Below are 16,091 nucleotides of genomic sequence, written 5' to 3'. Positions count from 1 at the left end.
AGGCGATTGACATAAATATGTAGGGGGCGTCTATGGAGAGGCTCAGGCTCGATCCCAGAGTGTTCAAAGTACCCATCGACAAGATGAGGGCTGGCTACTATTCGGACAAATACTTCACAAGGCTTGTCGAAGTTTTGAAATGCGCAAACAAGAATACCAGAGTGCTTTACCAGTTTTTTCCCAGAAGGGATGCCACCGTCGTCGGCATCGATGAAGCGCTGGCGATACTGAGGTTCGGAACCGGTTACTATTCCGATGAGAGACGCGCCAAAAGGCTTTTCGAAGAAATACTCGAAGTCGAAAAGCTGATAAACCACGCCGCATGGGACATGGATCGCGAGGCGCTTGTCGAGCTTTCCTCAAGGAAGTGGGATCTCAAGATGAAATTGAACGATCTTTGGCGGGATAAATGGGAAGAGCTCGATGTTAAAGCCCTGTACGACGGTGACGAAGCCCGGGATATGGAACCGATAATGACAGTAGAAGGCGATCCGCGCTACTTCGGATATCTTGAGACCATACTTCTAGGTGTCATCGCAAGGGCCTCTTCGACTGCGACGGCCGTTAAATCGGTCGTCAGGGCTGCGAGGGGAAAAGAGATCCTCTTCTTCAGCGCACGCTTCGATCACTTCTGGACCCAGGCTACCGACGGATATGCCGCTCTCAAAGCTGGCGCCTTCGGTGTATCGACCGACGCCAATGCCGACTACTGGGGCGTCGAGAGCATGGGAACTATACCACACGCTTTAATAGCCGTCTACGGTGGCGACACGGCACAGGCGGCTCTGGAGTTCGACAAATACATTGACTCAAAAGTGAACAGGATAGTCCTGGTTGACTGGAACAACGACGTGATAGGTACCACTTACGATGTGGTGGCGAAGGCTTACACTGCCCTAACCGGGAGGGAATTCATTCTTGGTAAGACAGACCCTTCGCCCGTTATAGGCGCGGGAAAGGGCAGAATCTGGGGCGTGAGGTTCGATACGTCTGGCAGCCTGAGGGATAAATCGGTGGTTCCCAAAGACAAGTCCTCGCTCGGGGTATGTCCGGAGCTCGTCTGGAGAGCCAGAGAAGAGTTCGACAAAAACGGTATGCATGGCCTGAAAATAGTCGTCTCCGGTGGATTCACAGCCGAGAAGATCGATCTCTTCGAAAAACTCGAAGTACCGGCCGACGTTTACGGCGTGGGCTCGTCTCTTCTGAAGGAAAAACTCGACTTCACAGCGGACATCGTGGAAGTCGATGGTCGGCCATGTGCAAAAGTCGGAAGGGGAAAGGGAGACCTTTCGAGGTTATCCCGTGTTGAAAGCGATTACTGGAATGAAAATAAAGAGAGAGGTGTTGAACATGGAAGTTAAGGGAACGTGGACGGTGAAAAAAGGATTCGCCGAGATGTTCAAAAACGGCGTAATCATGGATGTTACCAATCCGGAGCAGGCAAAAATCGCTCAGGAAGCCGGAGCAGTTGCAGTTATGGCGCTCGAGAGAGTACCGGCCGATATAAGAAAAGAAGGCGGAGTCGCCAGGATGGCGAAGATCGGCCTTATAAAAGAGATCATGGAGGCGGTCTCCATTCCGGTGATGGCCAAAGCCCGCATAGGACACATCGCCGAAGCAAAGATACTGGAAGCCATTGGCGTTGACTTCATCGACGAATCGGAGGTTCTAACACCGGCCGATGACAGGTACCACATAGATAAGAGACTCTTCACAGTGCCGTTCGTCTGCGGCGCGAGAAACCTCGGAGAGGCCGTCAGAAGAATATCCGAAGGTGCGGCCATGATAAGGACCAAGGGTGAGGCCGGCACGGGAAACATAATAGAGGCGGTAAAGCACATGAGAACCGTTAACGAAGAAGTTAGAAAAGTTCAGATGATGAACGATGCCGAGCTCGTCCACTACGGTAAAGAGATAGGGGCTGCGGTCGAAATACTGAGCCAGGTAAGGGAACTCGGCAGACTCCCGGTGGTCAACTTTGCGGCTGGCGGAGTCGCCACACCGGCCGATGCCGCGCTCATGATGATGCTTGGCTGTGACGGAGTGTTCGTGGGATCGGGCATCTTCAAATCGAAAGATCCGGCGAAAATGGCCAGAGCCATAGTCGAAGCCGTTCTATACTACAACGACCCGCACAGACTGGCGGAGATCTCCGAAGATGTGGGAGAAGCCATGGAAGGTCTGGAGATCGGCAAGCTCGAAGTCCGGATGGAAGAGAGAGGCTGGTAAAAATTGAAAATCGGAGTTCTCGGTATTCAGGGAGATATTCAAGAGCACCTGGCTGTAATTAAGAAGCTCGGTCATGAGGCCGTATGGATAAGAGATAGCGACGCACTCAAAGCAGTTGATGCTTTGATAATGCCCGGCGGCGAATCGACCACCATGACGAAGCTACTGAAGAGATTTGCAATCTGGGAACCACTCAGAAAAAGTATAAATTCTGGCATGCCGGTATTCGCCACCTGTGCCGGTATGATCCTCCTTTCTAGGGGAATAGAGAACTACCCCGCACAGGACACCCTGGGCGTTCTCGATGTCACGATAGAGAGAAACGGTTACGGCAGGCAGGTTGACAGCTTCGAGGCCGATCTGTATGTTAACTACTTTGGAGACGTTCCCTTCAGGGCCGTTTTCATAAGGGCTCCGAAAATCGCTACCACCGGCAAAGAGGTCGAAGTGATGGCCAGTTTCGGGGGAACTCCCGTGCTAGTCAGAGAGAGAAACATCATAGCCGCTTCATTTCATCCCGAGCTGACCGACGACGTAAGACTCCAGAGATACTTTCTGGACATGGTGGGCAACAGCATAGAGGATGCTACACCCCGGATGTAATCATGTGCAGGATGCTGGCTTTCAAGAGCCCGACTAAAATTGAACCACTCTGGATCGTTGATATACTTCGGAAAATGGCCAGAGACGGTCTGAACAACCCGCACGGAGATGGCTTCGGTCTCGCGATAGCCGGAGACGCAAGGTTGGGATACAACTCCGTTAGGTCCATCTGGGAAGACACGCCGCCGCTTATCGAAAGCAGGCTGGGAATCGTACACGCACGCAAAGCCTCCACGGGATATGCTGTCAACTCCGACCATGTCCACCCTTTTTACGGTGTGGTAAGGGGAAAAGGCTACGCCTTCTGCCATAATGGGACGATCTTCGACTTTGCCAGCATTCCCGGAACGATCGATACCCAGAGATATTTCGAACTTGTTTTGAACCACATGGAAAGGCGCAGCCCTGCAGAGGCGCTTGGCAGGGCTGCCAATTTCGTGGCGGACAATTTTCGCTACACTTCGCTCAACGCTTTTCTGACAGATTTCGAAAGCATCTGGGTACTGAGAATGAACGCGGAGAAAAACGACCTCGACCACGGACTTTACCTTTACGAAAGGGACGGCATTAAAATAGTCGCGAGCGAACCTGTGGAAAGCTTTTCCGATTTACCGGCCGGATCTAGGGAAATCACCAACGGAGAATTGCTGGCTCTGTAAACCGAAAGAGCGGTTCTTCGTCGCGTAGCCAGGAGCTTTGTTCTTCGACGACGACTATGACAATCCCTTCACATCACTCTCGTACTCATAAAACAATCGTTCTTATCACTCGTGAGAATTGAGTAGCTCGTTCAGAAAGTTTGCTACCGTGATAGTCAAATCATCCTGGGTTAATCCCAGATCGATATTCACACCGGCGTGATTTTTATCCTTGGCATTGTACAGACGAATTGGCACTCCGGAAAGCCGGAGTTTCAGGGCGAAGTTACTGGAAATCTCTTTCGACTCTATACGTTCGCAGGCATAAACTATCAGGAACGGAGGAATAGATTTTCCTGGAGCGACATGATTGATCGGCGAAGCATCATACCATGTCTCCTCTTGTCGGCCAAAAGCGCTGAGATAAATCAAGTTCATGACGATTCCTCTATCGTAATTCTCAAGAGCCGCGCGAATATCGTAGCCGGCTCCGTCAAGCAGTACGACTCCCTTAATTGAATCTAATCCGATTCCATATCTGGCCAGATAGCTCTCATCGGTAGAAACGAGAGCCGCAAGATGTGCTCCCGCAGAGTGTCCCATGAGGAAGATTTTTTCTGCATTTCCTCCATAAGTAGATATGTTTTCCCTGACCCAGGCAATAGCGGCAGCTACATCTTCGACATGTGCCGGGTGTTTCACTTCCGGTGATAGTCTGTAGTTTATGCTCACAAATATCCAGTTGTTAGAGATGAAGTATGGGACTTTATTCGCAGTGACATTCTTATGAGCCTTATCTCCAGTTCTCCAGGCACCACCGTGAATCATTATCATTACAGGAATCCCACCGGTTTTGCTTTCTAATTCGTCGGGTCTGTATATATCTAGAAAGTTGAGAGGATTCTTCTCGAGAGATTTGTATGGAATGTCCGAGTGCAATATGTAATTTCCGTTCGCAAGGCAAAGAATACCTGTAATGACAATTACTAAAGTCGGGAGCAACCTCATATGATCTCACCTCCATTTCGAATGTAAACCGGATAGCGTGAAAAAAGCGTGGAATCTCTTTCATTCATTGTAAAAAAATTTGATGAGCGACGCCCCATATCGCCGATATGAAAAACATCGTAATGATGACTGTCGTCAAGGAAATTGCACTCAACCGATCGAGGATACCCCAGAGTTACTTTTTTACCCGATTAATAGAGATGGTGTATGAATCTGGATTTTGTATACTCAGAATACGTCATACATCATACGTATGATGACTTGAATTTCTGGAGGTATATCGAATATGGCCAAGAGGGAATCTCTTTACAAGATCATATATAAACAGATAGAGCAGATGGTTCAGAAGATGAGTGATGGAACACAACTCCCATCAATAGAGAAGTTGTGTGAGGACTACGGCGCTAGCAGAACGGTTATTAGAGAAGTAATAACCGCACTGGAGAGAGATGGTCTTGTGGTCAGAAGGCAAGGGCTCGGGACTTTCGTTGTTAAGGACAGCGGGTTTGTCCATACAGGTATCGAATATCTGAGAGGTTTGACACGAATCATTTCGAGTTCGGGAAAGACACCCGATTTAGTACACGACAGATTTCGAGAGGTCCTTGCAGATAATGAACTGGCGGTGAAACTGGAGATGCCGGAAAGGGAAAAGCTTGTCCTCACAGAAAGGGTGTATGCCGCCGACGGTATTCCTGCGATATTTGCGAGAACATATATCGCTTCGGAAAGGATTCCCGGCGGCACGGAGGCGCTGCTCAGGATTCTTGGACAAAGTAGGGCAAAAGAACTCGTCCTATTTGATCTGCTGGAGGAAAATTTCAAGGAACCTATAAGATACGCTATTGCCGAAATTGAATCGAAGCTGGTCGACGAAGAGCTCGCCCGTTTGCTCGATATGAAACCGAACACATCGATCGTGCTTCTTAAGGAGGTCCACCGGGATATGAACAATTTGCCAATGCTTTATTCAGAGGATTTCATAAATACTGAGGTCTTCAGAATACATGTTCTTAGAAAGAAGATTTGAGGTGACACCATGATGGAGGACTACAGAGAGCCAGTGGGATTGGAAGACAAATTACAGTATCACATCGAGTGCCAAGCGGGAGACATCGCACCCGTTGTTATAGTTCCGGGCGACCAGGGGAGAGTTGAAAAGATCGTTGCCGGACTCAGTGACGCGAGAAAGATGGCTGAAAACAGAGGCTTAATAACCTATACCGGCAAGTATAAGGGACACCCGGTTTCGGTTACTTCAACAGGTATGGGAGGCCCCTCTGCAAGCATTGTATATGAGGAATTGATCAACATAGGAGCAAAAGTATTGATAAGAATAGGCAGTGTGGCGGGTCTCCAGGATTACGTAAATGAAGGAGATATAGTAGTCCCTTACGGTTGCGTGCGTGATGATGGAGCCTCGAATTACTATGTCCCGGCGAATTTCCCGGCAGTACCTTCTCCAGATGTCTATTCATCGCTGACAGCATCTGCCAGAGAGAGGAAAAGAAAGATCGTCACCGGTATCAACTGGACACACTCCTGCTTCTACAAACGCGATCCCGAATACTTCCAAAGCTGGAGCAGGAGGAGGGTAGTATCGCTCGAAATGGAGGCTTCGGCGCTCTTTGTAATTTCCTATCTAAGAAACGTGAAGGCCGGTTTTATTGGCATTTGCTATGCAAACAGATACAGACAATCTGCTGGCCCAAAGGTGGATCTCTCTGTCAAAAGTCCCAAGAGAGATGTAATCGAGAATTCGGTGCAAGAAGCTATCGAAATAACGCTGACCGCAATAAAGAAACTGTACGATGGAGACCTTGTTTAATTACCGAAGGGAGGGGATTCAATGAGAACCAGGTTTATGATGATTTTGCTCTTTGTTCTATTGATGGTTTCGTGTCTTGCAGCTCCTTTGCGTCTTTCAAGTGAAGTTGGAATTCACACGGATGCCTGGAAGACCAGAATGGAGGGCTTCACGAAGGAGACGGGAATCGAGGTAGAGATTCAGCAGTTTCCTTACGCTAATTACCTTGATCAGCTGATGCTTGGTTACACATCCGGAAGGGTCGAGATCGACGTGCCTTATATTTCAATGCTCTGGTATCCGGCTCTTTCGATTGCGAACTACATCTACCCGATAAGCGATATTCCCGGATACGAAAAGATCAACGAGGCGGATATTCCCGGAATAAGAAACGCAAAGCTTAATGGCAAAACGTACATTATCCCCTATATGAACGAGCTCGGAGGCATAATCTACAGAAAGGATCTCTTCGAAGACCCAGTGGAGAAGGCCAACTTTCTCAGCAAGTACGGCTATGAGCTTCTGCCGCCCAAGACTTTGGAGCAGTACAGGGATATTGCCGAGTTCTTCAACAGACCGCCGAATCTTTACGGAGTAACCCTGATGGGAAGAAGAAGCATATTTCTTGCGACTCACTTCATGCAAAGGCTTTGGGCGAAAGGCGGAGCGCTTCTAGACATGAATATGCGTCCGATCTTCAACTCAAAAGCGGCTATAGAGGCACTTGAGGAAGTGAAGTACATGTTCCAGTTTGCGAACCCGGCCGCAATGAATTACGATTTCCAGGAAGCTTTGAATGAATTCATCAGCGGACGCAGCGCAATGGCGGAGGTCTGGACTACTGGAATGTTCTACGTCGAGGATGAATCTAGGTCCTCTATCGTCGGTAAGGCCGGATTCGTAGGATTCCCGAGGCCTGAAGAAAAGCTGGGGCAGAAGCTTCCCATGCTTTATATCTCCTGGGGCTTTTCTGTCAGCAGCAAAGCGCCCGACAAGGAAGCGGCGCTTGAGTGGCTTTTGTATGTAACAGAAACAAAGAACGAAGTAGAGGCCGCTCCTACAGGCAATATACCGGCAAGGTTTTCGGCTCTGAACAGCCCTGAGCTTGTGAAGTCCTTCCCCTGGATAGGCGACTTCGCCGCGGCTATGGAGAATTGTATTCCCACTCCTATCGTTCCTTTGATACCGGAAGGCGGAAGTATAGTGAGTGGAATAATCGCTCCGGCAGTTTCCGAGTTCCTGGCCGGAACAAAGACGGCCGAACAGGCTTTGAACGATGCAGTTAGGGAAGTTGATAGACTTATGAGAGACGGAGGGTACTATTGATTTGATTCGAAGCCGGGTCGAAAGACCCGGCACTTCTTGTCATGGGGGACAGAATGAAGTTGCGACATAAAACAAGAGGTTTTGCGTACATTCTTCCTGCACTTGTATTTATAGTGGTTATCTTCATGATCCCGCTTACATATACTGTTGTCATGTCCTTTTTCCGTTGGAATCTGCTCAGGCCTGATCTGGGAATAAAAATGGCAGGCTTCAGCAATTATGCAAGGCTCTTTACAGATTCTTTCACACTGGATACAGTGGGAAGGACTTTCAACTTCGTTGTGGGAGCGGTCTTCATTGAACTCCTTGTAGGGCTGGGTATCGCACTCGCGCTTGACACAGAGTTTAAAGGCTGGAAGATAGTTCAGTCGATTCTACTTATACCTTTCATGATCGCCCCGGTTGTCGTGGGATACGTATGGCGGTTTGTTCTAAACAGCGACTATGGACCGATTATTTACATCCTGAAACAGATAGGCCTTGGAGAACTGGTAGATAAACCCTTGCTTTCCAACCCTTCGGCAGCCATGCCCGTTCTAATCGTTGCCGATGCGTGGGAATACATTCCTTTTGTGACCCTGGTATTGCTTGCAGGCCTGAAGTCCATTCCTTATGAACCGTATGAAGCTGCATTTGTCGATGGTGCCGGTTCAATTCAAAGATTTTTTTATATAACCCTTCCACTCCTCAAACCCTCGATACTCGTCGCGGTAGTTATCAGAACGCTTACATCTTTGCGTGTCTTCGATATTGTGTTCATTATGACAGGTGGAGGTCCCGGAACGGCAACGGAAACGCTCGCATTCTACGGTTACAGGACGGCCTTTCAGGCGTATAACATTGGCTTTTCTTCAGCAATAAACATGCTCACTTTCGCGATAGCGGTAGTCTTCACAATACTATACATGAAGATTATAGGTGGTGGAAAGAACTATGATTAGGAGAAGACTTATCACGAGAATAGTGGTTTTCGCAGTAATTACTATGGCTCTTATCTGGACTCTTGTACCGCTTGCGTGGATACTTCTTTCCTCATTCAAGTTTGAAGCCGACCAGTTCTCGATGCCACCAAAATGGTTTCCCGAAAGACTTACGCTTCAGAACTACGCGAAATTCTTCGGGAATTCAGAGTTTGTGAGATCATTGATTAACAGTGTTGCGATCACATTCCTTTCAACTGTAATAGCCCTTTTCTTAGGTGTGCCGGCAGCTTACGCTCTCGCCAGGTTCGACTGGAAGCATGCAAACACTATCGCTTTCGTAGTACTGATAGCAAGAATGACACCTCCCATAGTAATGGTACTGCCTTTCTTCATGATAGCCAGATATCTAGGAATTTCTAATACTTACCTCCCGATTGTTCTCGCTCTTTCCTTTTTCAGTGTACCTTTCGCGATCTGGATGATGCGTGGCTTCTTTCAGGAAATTCCTTCATCTCTCGAGGAAGCTGCGATGATAGACGGCTGCACCAGATTCCAGTCTTTGAGGAGAGTGGTACTCCCCCTCGTAATGCCGGGGCTCTCCGCTACATCCATACTCTGTGCCCTCATTGCGTGGAATGAATTCCTGTTTGCCCTAGTTCTTACCGGACGGGACACCAGGCCCTTACCTGTTCTGGTAAACATGTTCGTAAGCGAAAGGAATATAGAATGGGGTGTTATGAGTGCGGCGGCAATAATCACAGTGCTTCCAATGGTTATCTTTGGACTCCTTGTACAGAACGACTTAGTCCGTGGATTGACAATGGGTAGTTCCAAATAGGCTTTTATCAATTGCCTTTCCGAATGAGCGCCAACACAAAAGAGCTGAGAAAATTCGGTGAATGTTTCGATAATCCAGTACTTATTAGAGAGTTATTATGAGTTTCTGAGTTACGATAACGGTGGCCATATGTTTATTCCGTACCCTACTATCTGACTACTATGCGTTAGTTTTACCTGCCTACCATAAGTGTCTGGGAAGGACTGGGAGGCACAGCGGAATGCTCAGCTAGGTCGGCTCAAGACTCTTGGGAAAAGGTCGTTGATTTTCCGCACCGTGAATTGCTGACCGATAGTGGCTAGAAAAAGGAGTTTGCCGGTTCAATTCAAGTACCCTTTACATGGTGGTTTTGCCGAGGGATCGCCGAGTGATAGTGGTTTTATAAAATTCGGTCCGACCTCTTTGAAAGCGAAACTATGATCCTCGGAGAACGGTTGGCCGTTGGCGTAGGAGGATTCTCCACGTTGAATTAGGAGAAAAAGAAAAGACGCCTTTTAAGCATCTTCAAATTATATTATAACACGGAAATATGTTAAAGTCAATTCTTTCGGCCATGACGGGCCGGTAAATTAGTATATCCATTTGGCGACTGCCTCGGCCGTTTTTTCGATACTTTTCTGGCCTGTTTCTCGCATCCTTTGAAAAACCGCCATGAAGAGCAACTCCAGAACATAAAGCTGGGCTACTTTCGATCTGATCGCACCGCTTTCGAAGGGCGTCTCCCTTGTGGGGGTCAATAGAACATGACTGGAGACTTTGGCGAGCGGGGAGCGGGCGTACCCTGTGACGCATATCACGGTGGCGCCGCTTTTTTTGGCTATGTTGGCTATATCCACTATCTCCAGCGTGCTTCCGCTCTGAGAGATCGCCATGAGAACATCCTTTTCCGTAAGCTGTGAGGCCATCATCGCCTGAAGATGTGCGTCGGAAGAGTATTTGAAATTGAGACCTATCCTCATGAATTTGTAGAAAGCATCCTGCGCGGTGTTTCCCGACGCACCGACACCCACCAGCAGTACGGTTCCTGCTGCGAGCACGGCGTTGACGCACTCCCTGAGGGTCTCCTCGGAAATGAATTCGCTAGTGTCGCGTATGACATCCATGTATCTCTGAGCCACATAGTTTTTCAATTCACTCAGGCTTTCCGGGTCGGAGACTCCCCCGATCTCGTCTCTCGCGGGGCTTTCCGACATGGCCATCGCGATCTTGAAGGGATGGAAGCCCGAGAATCCGGCCTTTTGACAGAACCGGACGATAGATCCTTCGCTGACCTTGAGGGCGTCGGAGAGTTCGGTGAGCGACATGTATATGACCTTCTTGGGATTTTCCAGAACGAAAGAGGCTATCCTGGATTCGGTTTTGGTGAATGAATCCTTCAGTGTCTCGACCGTGAGTAAAACATTTTCCTTTTGAACCATAACATCACCTCGAATAGATGATAACCCTATTCAACCGGTCAGGAAACTCTTCAATCTCTGCACTCCTTCTTCGAAACCGCTCCGACCGTACCCCATTCTGAAGTAATTACCCGGGAAATCGTAAACGCTTCCCGGGAGAAGAAGGACGCCTGTATCTTCCAGCAGTTTTTCACAGAAGTTATCGACGTCGCCTCCGAGATATTCGTTGAAGGCTATCGGTCCGGCTCCGGGTCTGTTCAGCCTTATGAGCCCGGTGGGCAGGAGCAGGCTTTCGGCCAGGGTTATGTTGTTTTTTATTATCCCCACGTTTCTGGCCAGGATCTTTTCTCCGCACTCCAGAGCCCTTTCGGCGAGATATTCAGAGGGCGCGCTGTTGCAGATGGTTGTATAGTGCTTGTACCTGGTCATGCTTTCCACGATATCTTTCGCGTGAGAAGCTATCCAGCCGATCCTCAAGCCGGCCAGACCGTAGGATTTAGACATCACCCCAAGCGATAGGGAATTTTCGCAGATATCCATGAAGGCCCTCTGTTTGGGGGTCTCTTCGGAAAGCTCGAGACCACGGTAAACCTCATCCGAGAAAACGAATATGCCCTTCCTGTAGGCAAGAGCGGCTATCTCTTCCAGTTCTTCGTTGTTTATAAGGTAACCTGTCGGGTTGTTGGGGTTGTTTATCACCAGCAGGCGCGTTTCGGGTCTGATCGATCTCTCCAGAAGGTTCAGATCGAACTCCCATCCTCTTTCAGTCTGCCGCAATTCCCAGGGACTCACCTCGCAGCCTATTGAACGGGCCACTTCGTAAAGAGACTGGTAAACAGGGAACTGGCAGATCACATGATCTCCCTTCTCGAGGAAGACGTTCATGAAGTTGAAGATCGCCTCCTCGGCTCCGCAGTGGACTAGCACGTCTTCCATCGATGCGGTCTCGTAAAGGCCGGCTATCTTCTCTCTGAGGGACGGCTCGCCCCTGACCTGAGTGTATCCCAGCCAGGTATCCAGAAATCCGTCGGATGACTTTCCTGACAGTTCCAACAGCTCTCTTGCAGACAAAGACTCGCAGTCTGATTGGGCCAAAAGATACGGCGCCTTGAACTCGTATTCTTCGAAATAGACCTCGAGCTTGAAATCTCTCAATCTCAAAGTTACAACCTCCCATCAGCCGAGAGCTTTCAACTTCCCGGCGAGCTCTTTGTCGATCGAGCTCAACGCAAAGAAGGTTATCTCGTCGGGATCCATCTTCCTCACACTTTTCACGAGACCGATGAAATCGTCCCACCTCCCGGCGTAGTTGAAAGCTCCCAGTCCCACTCTTATACCCTTCAACGATCCATGTATGTTGCGAATATTTTCGACACGGGAGATCACCTCGTCCGGTTCTCTTCCGTAGGCCATAACAACGGCCGAATCTATCAGTCCCTCCTCAAGCCACTCGAGCCAGGGCTGAAGCCTTTCCCTAACCGCCCTCCCGCTGTAGTCGTCGAAGACGGCGCAGGAGAGTTTTTTACCCCTCGATCTCACCTTCTCGCTTATGAGCCGTACCTGCTCGCCCGTCGATTCTATTCTGAATCTGTCGAAGTTCTCCGCCGTGTCTTTCAGGCTTGCGGTCCGCAGCCATTCCCTGTATTCGCGAAGGGCCGCCTGTGCGTAACCGAAGGTCCTGAAAGGGTACCTGATGAAGTCTAGATGAACTTCTTCCACATCGTAGGAGGCCAGCTCATCGGCGATCGCGGCCGTGAAATGCCTGACCTGTGGGATACCCGGGTCGATGAAGGGTCCGAAGACCTCTTCTATATCACAAGAGAAGTATTCCAGCATCGAGACGCCCCGCTCGTCGCGGGTTATCCATTCCGGATGGGAGTTAACCACGTGTTCTTTCGAGGAAGGCCTATCGCCGAACTTCCAAACCAGATTCACGTTCATCCACGCCGAAATTTTCAGGCCGCTGCCGCGAGCCATCTCGATCGTCTTCGAGAGACCGTCGAAAGGGCCATCCAGTTCTTCGGCCCACGGAAGAATACCGGATCTGTACTGCGAATCGCCCCTGCCTACGACCTGCACGTAAGCGCGACCCGCCGAAATCTCCTGCAGCTTCGAGATCATCTTTTCTACACAGGTGGAATTCAATAGCATTGACCTCACGGCCCATACGCCAAAGCCAGGATCTCTCATACCGGCCCTCCGGAATAAAAGATCTTTCGATTTGCCACGCTACGCGATTCTCAGATGAAGTCAACTATGTTCGACTTTTCAGAAACCTCCGGTACGATTATTCCTTCGCCGTCGGCCATTATCACCGTTACTCCAGGTCCGTGGCCGGTTATGATGCAATCGCCATGAACTACGACGCCTATGGTTACCGAGCCTTCCATGTAGCCGCCAAGTCCGAAGGAGTCGTTGTGGTTCTCCAACGCGACGAAGTCCCCGATCCTCAATTTGTCGAGGCCTACGCGTTTTACCAGGGAACGGTCGTTGGTGATTATATCGTAATCCCCTCCGGCGGGGTTTCCCGAGCCGGAGCCCGATCCCATCAAATACCCCGGAACTATCGCTCTGACGGGAAAGTGTATCCTTCCGTCCGATTCCACTGCCGGTACTTTCTCGAGAAGATAGGGGTCTATGTTATATACCCTTATTCCGGGGTAGTCTTCCAGAACGAGACCCTGGCCGTAACCGGTCACCTGTATCCTGTCGCCTATGGCCATCTTCTCTTTGACCTCTTCCTTGAAGTGGATCAAAACATGGTTTATGCCTCCGTGCTTACCGGTTACCACTCCACGCTCTCCCTTGGCGTCGCCGCTGATAACTAGGGCCGAATTGCCTATGCACGAGTAGGCTACGTAGGCGGCGTTTTTGTCGTTGTCGGGATTTTTCGTTGAAACATCCGGTTCCACGTGATCGCCGGTCATTTTGAAGGCACTGTCGCCCAGAGCGAAATTGTAGGTAATTCCTCCCGTCCCGGGGAAAAGCCTTGGTGTGCCATCGGTCTCCAGCCTGAAAGGGCTTCTCATTAGGGGATGCGCCACCTCGCCGGAAACTGATATCTTCACAACTGTGTCTTTGTTGGTCTTCACAGTACTACCTCCTTTCGTTGCTTCGATTCTATTATAGCAACAGAAGCGAGAAGACCGGGGAATTGTAACCATGCTATAATCCAGTCTGGAGGTAGAGTCATGTATTATCCCGGGCACATCCAGAAAGCCAAGAGACAGATTCAGGAAAATATCAAATCGGTCGATGCCGTGGTCGAGCTGCTGGACGCGAGGATTCCCTTGACCAGCAGAGCTTACGAAGCCGAGAAACTCTTTCACAACAAGCAGAGGATCGTCGTTCTCAACAAAAGCGATCTCGCCGATCCTCAAATAACGCATTTGTGGAAGCAGTACTTCTCCTCGCAGGGCACGGGGGTCATAGAGGCCAGCCTGGTGAACAGCGACGCGAGGCAATTCATAATCAGGGAAGTGGTGCCGCTGGTTAAGAGCAGGTTTTTCGAAAAGAGGTTCATGGTGGTGGGGATGCCGAACGTGGGAAAGTCCACCTTCATAAACAGGCTGAAGGGCAAGAAATCTCTCGCGGCCGGCAACCGTCCGGGAATCACCCGCGGTGTTCAGTGGATCAACGTATCCCAGCAGATCGCCGTTCTCGACACACCGGGAATACTCTACACCAACCTTCACTCGGCACACATAACTACAAAATTGCTGGCCGTGGGCTCTCTGCCTTATGAACAGTTCGATCCAATGGACGCCTTCGAGAGAGTTCTCGATCTCATCGTGGGCAGGTACGGAAGGGAGAGCCTGTTCGAATATGCAGGAACATCTTTCGAAAACTCCGAGGATTTGATCGATAAGTTCTGCAGGAAGAGGAACTTTCTAGCCAGACAGGGTCAGTACGATACCACAAGGGGTGCGCACACTTTTCTCAGAGATGTTGCTTCGGGAAAGGCTGGCCGCTTCTCCTTCGAGGATCCCGACACCTTCTACCAGGCAGACCCCGTGTGAGGTCTTTTTGCCGCCTCTTCCCTCAACTCCGTCCAGATCACATCGATGAAATTATAGGTGAGCCACTCTTCTATCTTATGGAGCTCCCTGTAGCCTTTTTTTGTTGGAACCAGTTTTTCGCTCTCCTGTCGCAGATATCCAGTCTTTCTGGCCAGCTCCAGCAGTTCCGATAGCCGGCGGTCCGGCTCTCCAAAGAGTGACCTCAGCCTTTCCAGATCGAGCTCCCCGCCGTACAGGGCCCAGAAAGAGTAATACAGAGAAGCCTGAAGAATGTTCATCTCTATCACCCTTCTTACCGGAATACGGCCTCTGTCGATGTAGTGGTAGTATTCGTCCAGGGAGAAAGTGTTGGTTGTGAATTGTCTGCCGTTGAAAGAAGAAGCGCTGGTTCCGAGCCCCAGGAAAAACTCACGCGAGACGGAGCTGTATCTCTTCGATTCGCCATGCTTTTTGAAAGTCCATAGTGTGTCCCGGGAGTAACCTCTGTTTCGGGCTCTCTCTTCAAGTATCTCGAGAACCTGCAACTCCCTTTCAGGATCGTTTTTCGTTCCGGCCAGAGCCGTTCCGGTGAATCTCATCATGGGATAAACAGAGATCTGATGTGGCCCGTAATCCATGGCGATTTCCAGGTCCCGAGCAGTGCTCTCACTTCCCAGTTCAAAATCGAAGATCAAGTCAACATCGACAAAGCCGAAGCCGGCAAGGACGACTCTCTCGATCGCTTCTCTGGAAAGGGTCGCGTTCTGTCTTTTTCTGCCCATCTTCCGCAGGGTGTGGTCGTCGAAGGACTGTATTCCCAAACTGACGAAATCGATTCCCGTTCTTTTTATTCTCTCGAGTTTTTCGGCTGTTGCATCGGCCGGATGGACTTCCAGCGCAAGTTCTCCATCAACCGAATTCGAGAAACGGTTGATTACATTTTCAAGGAGATCCATATCCAGTGTCGGCGTGCCGCCGCCAATATATAGAGAGTTGAAGCTCTTCACTCCCTGGAGTTCCAGTTCCCTCTCCAGAGCCTGAGGGTAAATGGCCGCCACTTCAGGATCGTATCTCACTTTGTTGTAGGGACAAAAATCGCATCTCTCGCTGCAGAAAGGGATATGTATATACAGACCCGCCGGTCGATCGAAATCCATCCTGCCGCGGCCGGAAAGAGAATCGATCTTGAACTCCTTCCTCGCCAGATCCATGAGAAAAGCGAATACTGACATCTCTCACCTCCGGTCTATTTTATTATCTAGTGGTGGTTTCAGCGACCGGGATCTTGCCTGTGTATAAAAAATCGGGAACCTTTCTTCGGTTC

Annotated in this window: 16 protein-coding genes; 10 read left to right on the top strand and 6 right to left on the bottom strand. The window is 49.8% G+C overall.

Features of this window, described 5'->3' with window-relative positions:
- The first annotated feature begins 32 nt into the window (after positions 1-32).
- The 4 genes from MESINF_RS02330 to MESINF_RS02315 are packed head-to-tail and all read left to right on the top strand — an operon-like array spanning position 33 to position 3,491.
- Positions 33-1,361 carry a nicotinate phosphoribosyltransferase gene (locus tag MESINF_RS02330; protein ID WP_169698354.1) on the top strand — a complete coding sequence of 443 codons (1,329 nt, stop codon included), beginning with the start codon at positions 33-35 and terminating at the stop codon, positions 1,359-1,361.
- Positions 1,351-2,229, top strand: coding sequence for a pyridoxal 5'-phosphate synthase lyase subunit PdxS (gene pdxS / locus MESINF_RS02325; RefSeq protein ID WP_169700766.1), 879 nt, complete (start codon positions 1,351-1,353; stop codon positions 2,227-2,229). Before MESINF_RS02330 ends, pdxS begins: the two co-directional genes overlap by 11 nt.
- A gap of 3 nt (positions 2,230-2,232) precedes the next feature.
- Positions 2,233-2,832 (top strand): pyridoxal 5'-phosphate synthase glutaminase subunit PdxT, encoded by a 600-nt coding sequence (pdxT, locus tag MESINF_RS02320; protein ID WP_169698353.1) that lies wholly within the window; start codon positions 2,233-2,235, stop codon positions 2,830-2,832.
- A gap of 2 nt (positions 2,833-2,834) precedes the next feature.
- Positions 2,835-3,491, top strand: a complete 657-nt coding sequence (locus MESINF_RS02315) for a class II glutamine amidotransferase (protein ID WP_169698352.1) — start codon at positions 2,835-2,837, stop codon at positions 3,489-3,491.
- A 105-nt stretch (positions 3,492-3,596) separates the two neighbouring features.
- Here MESINF_RS02315 and MESINF_RS02310 read toward each other — a convergent pair whose 3' ends face one another.
- Positions 3,597-4,478 carry an alpha/beta hydrolase gene (locus MESINF_RS02310; protein ID WP_169698351.1) on the bottom strand — a complete coding sequence of 294 codons (882 nt, stop codon included), beginning with the start codon at positions 4,476-4,478 and terminating at the stop codon, positions 3,597-3,599.
- 286 nt (positions 4,479-4,764) lie between these two features.
- On the opposite strand from MESINF_RS02310, the gene MESINF_RS02305 reads away from it, so the two are divergent.
- The 5 genes from MESINF_RS02305 to MESINF_RS02285 are packed head-to-tail and all read left to right on the top strand — an operon-like array spanning position 4,765 to position 9,372.
- Positions 4,765-5,508, top strand: coding sequence for a GntR family transcriptional regulator (locus tag MESINF_RS02305; RefSeq protein WP_169698350.1), 744 nt, complete (start codon positions 4,765-4,767; stop codon positions 5,506-5,508).
- A 9-nt stretch (positions 5,509-5,517) separates the two neighbouring features.
- Complete coding sequence (locus MESINF_RS02300; protein ID WP_231936811.1) at positions 5,518-6,306, top strand: nucleoside phosphorylase; 789 nt, start codon at positions 5,518-5,520, stop codon at positions 6,304-6,306.
- A 21-nt stretch (positions 6,307-6,327) separates the two neighbouring features.
- Positions 6,328-7,611: an ABC transporter substrate-binding protein gene (locus MESINF_RS02295; protein WP_169698349.1), complete on the top strand. Its 1,284-nt coding sequence runs from the start codon at positions 6,328-6,330 to the stop codon at positions 7,609-7,611.
- 53 nt (positions 7,612-7,664) lie between these two features.
- Positions 7,665-8,552, top strand: a complete 888-nt coding sequence (locus MESINF_RS02290; RefSeq protein WP_231936810.1) for a carbohydrate ABC transporter permease — start codon at positions 7,665-7,667, stop codon at positions 8,550-8,552.
- The gene (locus MESINF_RS02285; RefSeq protein ID WP_169698347.1) at positions 8,545-9,372 is read left to right on the top strand and encodes a carbohydrate ABC transporter permease; all 828 of its coding nucleotides are present in this window, start codon (positions 8,545-8,547) and stop codon (positions 9,370-9,372) included. The genes MESINF_RS02290 and MESINF_RS02285 overlap by 8 nt, the downstream gene beginning before the upstream one ends.
- Before the next feature lie 569 nt (positions 9,373-9,941).
- Here the strand turns inward: MESINF_RS02285 and MESINF_RS02280 are convergent.
- Genes MESINF_RS02280 through MESINF_RS02265 form a run of 4 tightly spaced genes read right to left on the bottom strand, consistent with a single transcriptional unit; the run spans position 9,942 to position 13,861 of the window.
- The gene (locus MESINF_RS02280) at positions 9,942-10,790 is read right to left on the bottom strand and encodes a MurR/RpiR family transcriptional regulator (protein ID WP_169698346.1); all 849 of its coding nucleotides are present in this window, start codon (positions 10,788-10,790) and stop codon (positions 9,942-9,944) included.
- A 30-nt stretch (positions 10,791-10,820) separates the two neighbouring features.
- On the bottom strand, positions 10,821-11,930 hold the full coding sequence (locus MESINF_RS02275) for an aminotransferase class I/II-fold pyridoxal phosphate-dependent enzyme (protein ID WP_169698345.1): 1,110 nt from the start codon (positions 11,928-11,930) through the stop codon (positions 10,821-10,823).
- Positions 11,931-11,945: 15 nt separating this feature from the next.
- Positions 11,946-12,959 carry a glycoside hydrolase family 10 protein gene (locus tag MESINF_RS02270; protein ID WP_169698344.1) on the bottom strand — a complete coding sequence of 338 codons (1,014 nt, stop codon included), beginning with the start codon at positions 12,957-12,959 and terminating at the stop codon, positions 11,946-11,948.
- Positions 12,960-13,009: 50 nt separating this feature from the next.
- The gene (locus tag MESINF_RS02265) at positions 13,010-13,861 is read right to left on the bottom strand and encodes a DUF4438 domain-containing protein (RefSeq protein ID WP_169698343.1); all 852 of its coding nucleotides are present in this window, start codon (positions 13,859-13,861) and stop codon (positions 13,010-13,012) included.
- Between the two features lie 99 nt (positions 13,862-13,960).
- On the opposite strand from MESINF_RS02265, the gene ylqF reads away from it, so the two are divergent.
- A complete protein-coding gene (gene ylqF / locus MESINF_RS02260) occupies positions 13,961-14,788 on the top strand; it encodes a ribosome biogenesis GTPase YlqF (RefSeq protein WP_169698342.1) in 828 nt (275 codons plus the stop codon).
- On the opposite strand, the gene MESINF_RS02255 is transcribed toward ylqF, so the two are convergent.
- Positions 14,767-15,999 carry a radical SAM protein gene (locus MESINF_RS02255; RefSeq protein ID WP_169698341.1) on the bottom strand — a complete coding sequence of 411 codons (1,233 nt, stop codon included), beginning with the start codon at positions 15,997-15,999 and terminating at the stop codon, positions 14,767-14,769. The two genes, ylqF and MESINF_RS02255, sit on opposite strands and share 22 nt — an antisense overlap.
- Positions 16,000-16,091: the final 92 nt, after the last annotated feature.

This window comes from Mesotoga infera, from assembly GCF_900157305.1.
In the GTDB taxonomy this organism is placed as follows: domain Bacteria; phylum Thermotogota; class Thermotogae; order Petrotogales; family Kosmotogaceae; genus Mesotoga; species Mesotoga infera.
Note: the sequence above shows the minus strand (reverse complement) of the source record. Positions and strands in the feature narration are given on the sequence as shown.

Coding starts and splice junctions, on each gene's coding strand:
- MESINF_RS02300 (WP_231936811.1), top strand. CDS start 5,518: ATGATGGAGGACTACAGAGAGCCAGTGGGATTGGAAGACAAATTACAG.
- ylqF (WP_169698342.1), top strand. CDS start 13,961: ATGTATTATCCCGGGCACATCCAGAAAGCCAAGAGACAGATTCAGGAA.
- MESINF_RS02270 (WP_169698344.1), bottom strand. CDS start 12,959: ATGAGAGATCCTGGCTTTGGCGTATGGGCCGTGAGGTCAATGCTATTG.
- MESINF_RS02310 (WP_169698351.1), bottom strand. CDS start 4,478: ATGAGGTTGCTCCCGACTTTAGTAATTGTCATTACAGGTATTCTTTGC.
- MESINF_RS02295 (WP_169698349.1), top strand. CDS start 6,328: ATGAGAACCAGGTTTATGATGATTTTGCTCTTTGTTCTATTGATGGTT.
- MESINF_RS02315 (WP_169698352.1), top strand. CDS start 2,835: ATGTGCAGGATGCTGGCTTTCAAGAGCCCGACTAAAATTGAACCACTC.
- MESINF_RS02330 (WP_169698354.1), top strand. CDS start 33: ATGGAGAGGCTCAGGCTCGATCCCAGAGTGTTCAAAGTACCCATCGAC.
- MESINF_RS02290 (WP_231936810.1), top strand. CDS start 7,665: ATGAAGTTGCGACATAAAACAAGAGGTTTTGCGTACATTCTTCCTGCA.
- MESINF_RS02280 (WP_169698346.1), bottom strand. CDS start 10,790: ATGGTTCAAAAGGAAAATGTTTTACTCACGGTCGAGACACTGAAGGAT.
- MESINF_RS02285 (WP_169698347.1), top strand. CDS start 8,545: ATGATTAGGAGAAGACTTATCACGAGAATAGTGGTTTTCGCAGTAATT.
- pdxS (WP_169700766.1), top strand. CDS start 1,351: ATGGAAGTTAAGGGAACGTGGACGGTGAAAAAAGGATTCGCCGAGATG.
- MESINF_RS02255 (WP_169698341.1), bottom strand. CDS start 15,999: ATGTCAGTATTCGCTTTTCTCATGGATCTGGCGAGGAAGGAGTTCAAG.
- MESINF_RS02305 (WP_169698350.1), top strand. CDS start 4,765: ATGGCCAAGAGGGAATCTCTTTACAAGATCATATATAAACAGATAGAG.